The sequence below is a fragment of the Massilia sp. Se16.2.3 genome, from assembly GCF_014171595.1.
In the GTDB taxonomy this organism is placed as follows: Bacteria; Pseudomonadota; Gammaproteobacteria; order Burkholderiales; family Burkholderiaceae_D; genus Telluria.
On sequence record NZ_CP050451.1, the window covers coordinates 1,997,986 to 2,010,248 of the forward strand.

General features: G+C 65.0%; 8 protein-coding genes. 7 read left to right on the forward strand and 1 reads right to left on the reverse strand.

All coding sequences use genetic code 11. The features are described from left to right. Positions 1-92 precede the first annotated feature (92 nt). From G4G31_RS09260 to G4G31_RS09290, 7 genes are all read left to right on the forward strand, one after another. The gene (locus G4G31_RS09260) at positions 93-1,625 is read left to right on the forward strand and encodes an adenosine deaminase (RefSeq protein WP_182991181.1); all 1,533 of its coding nucleotides are present in this window, start codon (positions 93-95) and stop codon (positions 1,623-1,625) included. A 598-nt stretch (positions 1,626-2,223) separates the two neighbouring features. Then, positions 2,224-5,613: a TonB-dependent receptor gene (locus G4G31_RS09265; protein ID WP_182991182.1), complete on the forward strand. Its 3,390-nt coding sequence runs from the start codon at positions 2,224-2,226 to the stop codon at positions 5,611-5,613. A 167-nt stretch (positions 5,614-5,780) separates the two neighbouring features. Beyond that, positions 5,781-7,481: a bifunctional UDP-sugar hydrolase/5'-nucleotidase gene (locus G4G31_RS09270; protein ID WP_182991183.1), complete on the forward strand. Its 1,701-nt coding sequence runs from the start codon at positions 5,781-5,783 to the stop codon at positions 7,479-7,481. Between the two features lie 50 nt (positions 7,482-7,531). After that, positions 7,532-8,584: a S1/P1 nuclease gene (locus G4G31_RS09275; RefSeq protein WP_182991184.1), complete on the forward strand. Its 1,053-nt coding sequence runs from the start codon at positions 7,532-7,534 to the stop codon at positions 8,582-8,584. 187 nt (positions 8,585-8,771) lie between these two features. After that, entirely contained in the window at positions 8,772-9,617 is an 846-nt protein-coding gene (locus tag G4G31_RS09280; RefSeq protein ID WP_182991185.1) for a MipA/OmpV family protein, read from the forward strand. A 249-nt stretch (positions 9,618-9,866) separates the two neighbouring features. Next, positions 9,867-10,880, forward strand: a complete 1,014-nt coding sequence (locus tag G4G31_RS09285) for a hypothetical protein (protein WP_182991186.1) — start codon at positions 9,867-9,869, stop codon at positions 10,878-10,880. A 213-nt stretch (positions 10,881-11,093) separates the two neighbouring features. Beyond that, entirely contained in the window at positions 11,094-11,234 is a 141-nt protein-coding gene (locus tag G4G31_RS09290; RefSeq protein ID WP_182991187.1) for a hypothetical protein, read from the forward strand. A 60-nt stretch (positions 11,235-11,294) separates the two neighbouring features. On the opposite strand, the gene G4G31_RS09295 is transcribed toward G4G31_RS09290, so the two are convergent. Next, on the reverse strand, positions 11,295-12,260 hold the full coding sequence (locus G4G31_RS09295) for an ABC transporter permease (protein ID WP_182991188.1): 966 nt from the start codon (positions 12,258-12,260) through the stop codon (positions 11,295-11,297). Positions 12,261-12,263: the final 3 nt, after the last annotated feature.

Below are 12,263 nucleotides of genomic sequence, written 5' to 3' on the forward strand. Positions count from 1 at the left end.
CAGCCCCACATGCGCCAGCCTCCCCGCATTGCCAACATTGAACGAAGCCGTTAAAGTTGCGCGGCCAATTCAACCCAACACGAGAGTCCCTCATGCAGATCAAACCCGGCACCAGCCTGCTGATCGCCCTGGCGATGTCCGCCGCCCCCGCGCTGGCCAAGGAACCGTCCACCGCCACGCGCCAGGCCAACGAAGCGGCCACCGCCCGCCACTACGCCTCGCTCATCGCCGGCAGCGAACCGAAGCTGTCCGAGCTGACCCTGTTCTTCACGCAGATGCCCAAGGGCGGCGACCTGCACCACCATTACTCGGGTTCGATCTACGTCGAGCAGTACCTCGACTTCCTGGATAAACAGGGCCTGTGCGTGAACAAGGGGACCTACCGCATCGAAACCGACAAGGCGGCCATCGCGCTTGAACGTGCCAAGCCGGCCAGGGAGCGCAACTGCCTGTCGAGCGCCGAGGTCTATGCGGACGACCACACCTGGCGCGAACTGGCCCAGCGCTGGTCGACCAAGGACTTCGCCAACCATGGCGCCCTGAACCCGCCGCCGGACCGCGCCTTCTTCCAGACCTTCGGCTACTTCGGCCCGGTGTCGAATGCGAACTTCAAGGAAGGGCTGCAGGAGCTGAAGAAGCGCGCGATCGCGGAGAACGTCAGCTACATCGAGACCATGTTCAAGATGTCGCCGACAGTCAGCAATCCGGAGTTCGATACGCGCGCCTGGCAGTTGGCGAACGACGACGCCGCGCTCGATGCGGAGCTGCGCCGCGCCCATGAGGCGCTCGAGCGCGACCCGGTCTTCGCGAAGAACATCGCCGACTTCGTTGCGAAGATCAACGAAGCCGCCGAAGGCATCGACGACGAGCGCTTCACCATGCGCTACCAGACCTATGTGCTGCGCCTCCTGGGCCCGTCGCAGGTGTTCTCGTCGATGGTGTCGGCCTTCAAGTCCGCGTCCAGCGGCGGCAAGGTGGTGGGCGTGAACATCGTCGGGCAGGAGAGCACGATGGTGTCGATGCGCGACTACGCGCTGCACATGAAGATGTTCCGTTTCCTGAAGTCCGTGTATCCGGACGTGAAGGTGGCCATGCACGCCGGCGAGCTGGCGCTGGGCGATGTGCCGCCGGAGGGCCTGAAATTCCATATCGACCAGGCGCTCGTGGTGGCGAAGGCGGACCGCATCGGCCACGGCATCGACCTGGCGCACGAGGCCAATGCGGTGGGAATCATGCGCAAGATGCGCCAGGACGATGTGCCGGTCGAGATCAACCTGACTTCGAACGCTTTCATCAGCGGCATCGAAGGCGCGAATCACCCGATCACGCTCTACCGCAAGTACGGCGTGCCTTACGTGATTTCAACGGACGACGCCGGCGTGACGCGCCACACGCTGTCGCAGGAATACGTGCTCTTTGCCAGCCGCTACAAGCCCGACTACGCGGAACTGAAGAAGGCTTCCTACAACAGCGTGCGCTACGCCTTCCTGCCGGCGCCCGAGAAGGCCCGCCTGACGCGCCAGCTCGATGCGCGCTTTGCCAGCTTCGAAGCGGAAATTGCCGGCCTGGCAAAGAACGCGGTGCGCATGGAGGCGCCAAAGACGACGCAAAACCGTCACAAATAAGCGACACCGGGGACATAAAACAACAGACGGGATCCGCCTCCGCGAGGAGGATTCCCGCTATTCCTTAACGGCAGCGCAACGCTGCCGTTTTTGCAAGTGCACCCGGCCTTGCACGATAAACAGGCAGACAAATGTTGGTTCGATGCTAACGTTTGTGGTCAAGTCGCCACAAAACCCCCCTCATGCAGGGGGGATTGCCGAAAAAAATTCTCAAAATATTTCAGCAAAGAATGCACACCTTATAATCGCGCCTTGTTGAATTGCTCGGGGAAACCCCAGCGCGGCGGGTCGAAAGCACGTTTTTTGGGTGATTAAGAGCCTGGACCTATAAATGGCCAAGCAAAAACGTATTTGTCTCGGTCGGGACACTCATGCATATTTGTTGTTGTTAGTAAATATGCTTGAAGTTTTTTCAAGGGCGCGTTGTAACCGGATCGAAATATTTCCTGTTTACAATTGCCCGGTCCCACCGAAGGCCAGCTGTACGCCGCGTGTTCGCAGTGACTGGGCGAACCAGCAACCAGGGTTGCAGTACTTGTAAAGAGGGGAACCCTTCGGGGCGACCAATAACTATTCAGTCTATTTTGGGGTTTTAACAATGATCACTCAAAAACAGATCCGGCTGACCAAGCTGGCGCTGGCTTTGTCGATTGCACTGTCGGCGTCGCCGGCTTTCGCACAGAACACCACCTCCGCCATCGGCGGTCGCGTTGCAGGCGCGGACGGCAAGCCGGTAGCAGGTGCACAGGTTACCATTCGCCACGCCGAGTCGGGTTCTGTCAGCACGGTCACGACCGACGCTGAAGGCCGTTACGTTGCCCGCGGCCTGCGTGTCGGCGGTCCGTACACGATCACGATGACCAAGGACGGTGTTGCTGAGACGTATAACAACGTCTTCACCAACCTGGCCGAAACCGCCAGCGTCGACGGTACCCTGGGCAATGTCCAGGTGGTGAAAGTCACCGGCCAGACCGTCTCGAACAAATTCAACAGCTCCAACATGGGTTCGGGCACCAGCATCGGCCGCGCCGAACTGGTGGCGCAGGCGTCGATCGCCCGCAGCCTGTCGGACTACGCACGTAACGACCCGCGCCTGTCGCAGACCGACAAGGAACGCGGCGAGATCTCGGCCGGCGGCCAGAACTCGCGCTTCAACTCGATCACCGTCGACGGCGTGTCGATCAGCGACACCTTCGGCCTGGAAGCGAACGGCCTGCCGACCAACAAGCAGCCGATCTCGATCGATGCGATCCAGTCGGTGCAGGTCAACATCTCGAACTACGACGTGACCCAGAAGGGTTACACCGGCGCGAACATCAACGCCGTCACCAAGTCGGGCACCAACGACTGGCACGGCAGCGTGTACCACGTGTACCGTGACGACCGCCTGGTCGGCGACCGCTTCAACGAGACCTCGGGCGAGTACTACCAGGCCCCTGCGTTCAAGGAAAAGACCAACGGCCTGACCCTGGGCGGCCCGCTGATCCAGGACAAGCTGTTCGTGTTCGTCAGCGCTGAAGATTCGACCAGCTCGAAGGCGTCGCCGACCTACGGCCCGCTGGGCAGCAACCTGACCAACATCGGCATCACCCCGACCCTCATCTCGGGCCTGCAGGACATCGCCAAGAACACCTACGGCATGGACGTCGGTTCGTCGGACATTCCCGGCGGCGCCGAGCTGACCGTGGAAGACCGCCTGCTGAAGGTCGACTGGAACATCAGCGACAACCACCGCGCCAACTTCCGCTGGCAGAAAACCAAGCAGAACGAGCCCCAGTTCCCAGGCAATTCGTCGAGCGGCATCGCGCTGACCTCCTACCTGTACGCCGAGAAGAAGACCACCGAGTCGAGCGTCGCGCAGGTGTTCAGCGACTGGACCCAGAGCTTCTCGACCGAAGTGAAACTCTCGCGCCGCGATTCGGGCAAGAGCCACGACACCAACTCGCGCCTGCCGTCGATGGCATTGCAAGTCGGTGGCGCACTGCCGGCCGGCACGCCTACGTCCGTCTCCGGTGCCAACCGCTTCCTGAACTTCGGTACCGAAGCGAGCCGCCAGTTCAACGAACTCGACACCACCACCTGGGACGCCTATGCCGGCGCGACCTGGCTGCATGGCGACCACGAAGTCAAGGGCGGTGCCGACTACACGAAGAACGAGATCTTCAACGCCTTCCTGCAGAACGTGAACGGTACCTATACCTTCCGCTGCAACAACACCGCCGGCCTGACCTCCGCACAGGTCGATGCCTGCGTGCTGGAAGCCTTCCGTCAGGGCCGTCCGAGCTCGTACCAGGCGCAGCTGCCTGCTACCGGCTACACGCTGGAACAGGGCGCCGCGAACTGGACCCTGGCCAACACCGGTCTGTTCCTGCAGGACACCTGGAGCGTCAACCCGCAACTGAAGCTGACCTACGGCGTGCGCTACGACAGGGCGTCGACCAACGACCGTCCGCTGCGTAATGACGTCGTGGCGGCCGCACGCGTGGTCGGTTCTGTCAACGCGACCACCGGCCTCATCACCCGCGACAGCGGCGGTTTCGGCGTCGACAACACCGCCACCATCGACGGCGACGACCTGATCCAGCCGCGCGTTGGCTTCAACTACCGTTTCGACACCAAGCGTGCTACCCAGCTGCGCGGCGGCTTCGGCCTGTTCGGCGGCGCAGCCCTGAACGTCTGGCTGGGCAACCCGTTCGCCAACGCCGGCATCGCCACCCGCGTCGTCGGTTGCGGCACCGGTAACTTCGCCGCCTGCCCAGGCACCGGCGACCCGATCTTCAGCGCCAATCCGGACACCCAGCGTGCCCTGGCCGGCGTGACCCCGGCAGCCAACGTCGACGTCCTGCAGAACGGCATCAGCCAGCCGTCGGTGTGGAAGGCCAACCTGGCGTTCGAGCACGAGCTGCCATGGTACGGCATGGTCGTGAGCCTGGAATACATGCGCACGGACACCAACAAGGGCATCTACTTCCGCCAGCTGAACCTGGGTGATCCTACCCGCGTCGGCCCTGACGGTCGTCCGCTGTTCTGGACCGCGCCTGGCTACAACGCCGCCTGCGCTACCGGCACCACCAGCATCACCTTCAACACCAGTGGCGCCTGCAACGGCTACCGCGCACGCGCGCTGTCGAACGCATCGTTCAACAACGTGCTGGAAGTGGCGAAAACGAAGAAGGGCGGCGGCAACCTGGCCACCCTGCAGCTGACCAACAGCCGTTCGCGCGGCCTGCGCTGGAGCGCTGCCTACACCTACACCGATGCCACCGAGGTCAGCAACCTGAGCTCGTCGACTTCGGGCTCGAACTTCGGCGCCCGCGCCATCTTCGATCCGAACGAAGACGTCGCAGCGAACTCGGCTTACCTGGTGAAGGACCGTATCAACGCCTCGGTCAGCTGGGAGAAGGCATTCTTCGGCACCTACAAGACGATCGTCGGCGCGTTCTATGAAGGCCGTAGCGGCAAGCCGTACAGCTGGACCTTCAACAACGACATGAACGGTGACGGCGTCAACGGCAACGACCTGATGTACATCCCGTCGGCCTTCGGTTCGGGTGAAGTCGTCTTCCGTGGCGACACGACGACCAACCACGCCAACGAGCAGAAGTTCTGGGACATCGTGAACTCGAACCACGCGCTGCGTAACTCGGCCGGCAAGGTCGTCGATCGCAACAACACGTTCGCTCCATGGACCAACAGCATCGACATGCGTATCACTCAGGAAGTGCCTGGCCTGTTCAAGGGCCACAAGGGCGCGATTGCGATCGACTTCCAGAACGTCGGCAACATGCTGAACAAGAAGTGGGGCCGTATCAACGAGATCAGCTTCGCCAGCAATGGTGGTGCTTCGCGTAACTTCGTTGACTACGCTGGTATGCAAGACGGCAAGTACGTCTACCAGGTCCGTGACCGCGTCGAAGACTACACTGTGCGCCAGGTCAAAGGCGAATCGCAGTGGGCCCTCCAGGTCACCGCACGCTACGAGTTCTAAGCTCGCCAGCAGAGGTGCAAGCCTGAAAACGGCCGGTGGCGACACCGGCCGTTTTTTCGTTTACGTGAGAGGGCAATACGGGGCTTGTAAAGATAGTCTCGCGCTGGCCCACGTGCAATAATTCGGGTCGCCCACACGGGCACCGTCTTCATCAGCAAAGGAATTCCATGATCGCTTCCCCGCGCCTGCGCGCCCGTCTGTCTTTCCTCGCGCTCGCGCTGGCCGCCGCCGGCTGCGCCACGACGCCGCGCGGCCCGGTCACCCTCAACCTGGTCGCGATCAACGATTTCCACGGCAACCTCGAGCCGAGCAAGTACGAGTACACCAGCGCCGCCACCGGCACCACGCGCATCCTGCAGGCGGGCGGCATCGAAGCGCTCAGCGGCGCCTTGTCGGCCTGGCGCCGCGAGGACAAGGACCTGCTGTTCATCGGCGCCGGCGACCTGATCGGCGCAAGCCCGGCGCTGTCGTCGATGTGGGCGGACGAGCCCAGCATCGAAGCGATGAACCTGCTCGGTTTGCGCATGAGCTCGGTCGGCAACCATGAATTCGACGGCAGCGCCAAGGAACTGCTGCGCCAGCAGCACGGCGGCTGCGATTCGCCGCGTCCCAGCAAGGCCTGCAAGCTCGCACCAGACTTCCGTGGTGCGCGCTTCCCCTATCTGGCGGCGAACGTCTTCGACAGCGCCACGGGCAAGCCTTTCATGCCGGGCTACCGCATCGAGTCGGTCAAGGGCGTGAAGGTCGGCGTGGTCGGCGCGGTGCTGCAGGATACGGCGTCGGTCGCCATGAGCTCGGCCATCGCAGGATTGCGTTTCATCGACGAGGCCGAGGCGATCAACCGCGCGCTGCCGAAGATGCGCGCCGAGGGCGCCCAGGTCGTGGTCGTCCTGATCCACGAAGGCGGCCGCACCAAGGACGCACCCGACCAGCCGAATTGCCAGGGCCTGACCGGGCCGGTTGTCGACATCGTGAAAAAGCTCGACCCGGCCTACCGCCTGGTCATTACCGGCCACTCGCACCAGGGTTACCTGTGCAAGGTCGACGACCGTGTCGTGACCCAGGCCGATGCGGCCGGCCACCTGCTGTCGCGCATCGCGGTCAAATACGACCCCGCCAGCGACACCGTACAGGACATCGACGTGCGCAACGTCGTGATGGACCCGCTTCAGTTCCCGGCCGACCCGAAGGTTGCCGCCTACCTTGCGAGCGTCAGGGAACGCAGCCGCGTCGCACTGGCACGCCCCGTGGGCAAGCTGGGGGCGGCGCTGGTAACGCGCCAGGCCAGCGATTCCGGCGAATCGCCGCTGGGCGACCTGATCGCCGACGCCGCGCTGGCGGCCACGCGCAGCCTTGGCGCCCAGATCGGCTTCATGAACAATGGCGGCATCCGCAAGGACCTGGAAGCGTCCAGCGCCGACCTGACCGCCACCTTCGGCCAGGTCCAGGCCGTCCTGCCCTTCGGTAACACGCTGTTCGTGATGGACCTGACCGGTGCCCAGCTGCGCCGCCTGCTCGAGCAGCAATGGCAGCGCCCCAGCAATTCGAGCGTGAGCCTGCTACAGATTTCCCATACCCTGTCGTATACATGGGATGAGAAGCGCCCGCTGGGCAGCCGTCTGGTGCCGGGCAGCCTGAAGGTGAATGGCCAGCCTGTCGAGGATGGCAAGACCTACCGCGTGGTGGCCAACAACTTCCTCGCCGAAGGCGGCGACAACTACCCGGAATTTGCCAAGGGCACGAACCGTGTCGCAACGCAGATCGTCGACCTCGACGCGCTGAGCGACTATATTGCCAGGAACCCGGGTGCCGGCGCTGCCAATGCGGCGCTCGCCCCGACAAGACGCATCGACAAGGTGCGCCAGTAACACGTACCGCTGCGCCGTATTGCTGCTGTATCGCCCATTTCGGAGAACGTATGAAAAAACTCGCTTGTGTACTCGCCTTGACCGGCGCTTTCCTGTCGGCCGACGCCCTGGCCTGGGGCAACGACGGCCACCGCGCCGTCGGCGCCATCGCCGATAAACTGCTGAAAGGCAGCAACGCCGAGAAGCAGATCGCCGCGCTGCTGCTGCCGGGCGAATCGCTGGAAGCGATCGCCAACTGGCCCGACTGCGTGAAGGGCAGCTATTGCGGCCCGCAGTCGCCGGAGATGGTCGACTATGTCAACGCCAACCCGAAGCACGGCAGCTACCACTACACCGACGTGCCCTTCCAGCTCGAGCACTACCATGAAGGCGGCGTCGGCACCTTCGAGGAAGACATCGTCCAGACCCTGAAGCAGTGCATCGCCGTGCTGCAGGGGAAAACCGATCCGGCCCTGAACCCGCACAAGTTCACCAAGCGCCAGGCCCTGATCCTGCTGACCCACATGACGGGCGACATCCACCAGCCGCTGCACGTGGGCGCAGCCTTTGTCAGCAAGGACGCGAAGTTCGTGGTGCCGAAGTCGCATGCCGAAGTCGACGAAGTCGCGATCTTCGATTCGCGCGGCGGCAACAACCTGCTGCTGGACGACCAGAAGATCACCGAACTGTCCGCGAACCTGATCCCGCCGGGCGAGGCCAAGCCAGTGAAGGAAGGCGTGCCGAAGGCGCTGACCAAGCCCTTCCACTCGTACTGGGACAGCACCACGGTCGACTACGCGTTCCGCCGCATCCGCACCAGGACCCCGGCCCAGTTCGCCGAGGCGGCCATTGCCGGCAAGCCTGCCGTCAAGCCGAACACGGGCGAGCTCGCCACCTGGCCCTACCAGTGGGCCGACGACGCGCTGGCCGTCTCGAAGCTGGCCTTTACCGACGTGGTGCCGGGCAAGCTGGTGCCGCAGACCGGCCGCAAGGGCGAGACCTATTACACCTTCACGCTCGAAGTGCCGGCCAACTACCCGGTGCCGAGCTCGCAAATCGCCAAGGAACAGCTGATCAAGGGCGGCTACAAGCTGGCCGAGGTGCTGCAGGCGATCTACAAGTAAGACCAGCCTCGATGCGCCTGGTCCGAGGGGGCAGGGCGCTCCTCGCCCGATGGAGCCGCGGCCCCGTGCCGCCGGCTCCTTTTTTTCGCCCCGTGCCGGCAGGACGCTTCGGGGCGGCACCAATGGGGCGGCCGTATTGCAGCTAAAATAACGGTCCCGGCGCACCGCGCCCTCATCCGGATACCCCATGAATCGCCATCCCCTCCGCTGCGCGGGCCTTGCCTGCCTGTTCGCGACTTCCGCCCATGCCGCCACGCTCGATGCCCCTGCCGCGGTGCCCGCCCAGCCGCTGTGGGAGCTGGGCCTGGCCGGCGGCGTAGTCAGCGCGCCCTCGTATCCGGGAGCGGATGACCGCGAGACGCGGGCGCTGGGATTGCCGCTGCTGATCTACCGCGGCAAGATCTTCCGCGCCGACCAGTCCGGCATCGGCGCACGCCTGTTCCGCACCGACGCGGCCGAACTCGACGTCGGCCTGGCGGCCTCGCTGCCGGCCCGGTCGGACGACGTCGAAGCGCGCGCCGGCATGCCGGACCCGGGCGCGCTGGCCGAGTTCGGCCCGCGCCTCAAACTGCGCCTTGCCCGTTTCGACGGCTACAGCGGCCTGCGCGCCGAACTGCCGCTGCGCGCAGTGATGGAAGTGCGCAGCGGTGTGCGCCACCAGGGCTATACCTTCGAGCCGCGCCTGGCTTACGACCGCCGCAGCATGGACGGCAAGTGGCTGTTCGAGACCAACCTGTCCGCGGTGGTCGGCGACGGCAAGATCAATCGCTATTTCTATGAAGTGCGGCCGGAATACGCGACGGCCACGCGGCCTGCCTACCAGGCGAAATCCGGCCTGGTGCTGGTGCGCGCCGGGCTGTTTGTCGCGCGCGCGATCAACCGCGACCTGCGCGCCTACGGCTTCGTGCGCGCCGAGAACTACGGCGCCGGTGCCAACGACAATAGTCCGCTGCATTTGCGCGACAATGGCGTGTCGGCGGGCTTCGGGCTGTCGTGGACGTTCAAGCGTTCGGCCGCCCTGGCCAGCGAATAAGAGCGCCTGACAAAGGTGAAGCCGCACACGCGATGCGTGTGCCCTCCATAGCTGCGTTGCAGCGTCTTGCCGTACAGATGTACTGTCTTCGCCGCTGCGTCGGGCGGCCGCATTCCTTGCCCTGAAGGTTTGTTGGGCGCTCCCAGTCGGGAACGTATTTCTTAATCTCAATCACTTGCGCCGCCGCAAGCTACCGTGGCGCGCGAGCGCAAAGAATGGGCATTTCGCACTCCACCGGAGGAGATGTCCATGTCGTTTCGCCACGCCTGCCCTGGCATTGCGGGTGCCCTGTTCCTGCTCACCGCGATGGCGGCCCCGGCCGATCCTTTTCGCGACCACGATGGCCAGCTGCCGCCGCCTTCCCAGTACAGCGGCCCGTCCTTTCGTCTCAGCCATGCCTATCCGTCCGGACTACCGGCGCCGCGCATGCCCTGGCGCACGGCGATCGGCAACGTCCCGATCAGCACAGGCAATGCCGCCGCCTACACCCAGGCGCTGAAAGACAGCATCGCGCGCGACATGGTGGCGCTGCTGGCCAATGACGGCGACTGGGACGCCGGCAGCCGCGGCTGGTACCACGATCCCTGGCTCGGCAGCCAGCGCGAGGCCATCCACGGCATGCTGGTCGGGCTCGAGCAGGTCGACAATGCGCTGTTTCCGAAGAGCGGCCTCGCCAAACCCTTCACCACCTACGTCGTGACCTATTACAACCGCATCGGTGCGCAGACGCTGGGACGCATCTGGCGCGACCCGCAGGCGCCGCAGCTGGGCGGCGGTGCGACCCAGTATGCGGACGGCTCGGTGACGGTGAAGCTGGCTTTCACCACGGCCGGCCCGCAAGCGTGGCCGGCGATGCGCGGCGCGCTGTCCTGGCCGATCATGATGGCGGCCAACGCCACCACCGGCCACTTCGGGCGGCCGACCCCGGCGCCAGCCTACCTGATGCAGGCCGATATCGTCGTCAAGGACAGCCAGTCGGCGCCGCAGACGGGCTGGGTGTTCACGACCCGGTCTACGACCGCGACACCCGTCCGGGCAGCCGCGGGGTCTGGGACCAGATGGTGCCGCTGGGCGCGCAGTGGGGCAACGATCCGCAGGTCGACAGCGCGGCCAATGCCGGCGCGGCGCTCCTTGAAACCTGGGTCAACCCGCAGGCGCCCCTGTACGCGCTCGAGACGCTGGGCTGGGGCGGGCGCCTGTCGGGGCCGAACGATCACGGCGTCAACGACATCTCGGTGGCAGCCGAGGGCAAGCGGACCTTGACGCGCCGGGCCGGCAATTCCTCGTGCCTTAGTTGCCACGGCGCTTCGCAGTGGAATGCCGCCCATCCCGGCAAGGGCATGGCCTCGTTCATGATGCCGCTCGTCGGGCCGGGGGGGGGCCGGCGCAAGGGCCGGCGCGCCCTATCTCGATTCGCCTGCGCCCGGCTCGGCGGCCTGGCTGCGCTGGTACCAGAACCGGCCAGGCACCGAGCCGATGGACCCCGGCAGCATCCCGGGCGACTACGACCTGGCGCTGACCTTCCGCGTGCTGCCGGCCTGGCACGCGGCCAGGAGCGGCAAGGCGCATGCGCTGCAGAAGCTGGACGCGGGCGGGACGGCGGTGCGGCGGGAGTGATGTTGGAGATGGCGAAAAAAAGGCGGCCCGCAGGCCGCCTTCCTCTTTGCGCGAAGCGAATCAGCGCGATTTGACGAACGGCTTGCCCACCGCCTTCGGCGCCACCGACTTGGCCATCAGGCCCGCGAGCACGATCACGGTGACGACATACGGGATCATCTGGATCAGCGAACCGGGGATCGCGCCAATGACAGGAAACTCTTTGCCTTCGAGCTGGATCTGTACCGCCGTGAAGAAGCCGAACATCAGGCAGCCGAGCACCGTGTGCAGCGGGCGCCAGTTGCCGAACACCAGGGCGGTCAGGGCGAGGTAGCCGGCACCGGCAGACATGTCGCGCAGGAAGAAGCCGCTCTGGACGATGGACAGGTAGGCGCCCGAGAACGAGCACAGCACGCCGGCGATGAGCATCGCCAGGTAGCGCGTCCGCTCGACCGAGACGCCGGCGGCGTCGGCAGCATGCGGGTTTTCCCCACAGGCGCGCAGGCGCAGGCCGAAGCGGCTGTGGTACACCACCCAGTGCACCACTGGCACCAGCAGGAAGGCGAGATAGACGAGCGCCGAGTGGCCGCCCAGCACCTTGCCCCAGAACCAGCCGAGGAAAGGCACGTCGGCCAGGGCTTCGGTCCCGATGAATTCGATGCCGGACAGGCGCGCCGCGCCCAGGTCTGGCGTGCGGCCGCCCTGCTGGAAGATGTACTGGGCGACGACAAAGGTCAGGCCGCTCATGGCGATGTTGATGGCGATGCCGGCGACTAACTGGTTACCCTTCTGGGTGATCGACACGAAGGCCTGCACCATGGCGATGGCGACCGAGACAGCCACGCCGGCGGCAACGCCCAGCCATGGGTTCTGCGTCGTGTAGCCGACGGCGGCGGAGACGAAGGCGGAAGCCAGGATCTTGCCTTCCAGGCCGAGGTCGACGACGCCGCTGCGCTCGGCGAACAGGCCGGCCAGGGCGGCGAACATCAGCACCGGCGCACTGCGGATCATCGAGACGATCGCGCTGGGGAAATCGAAGTACTCCATGGC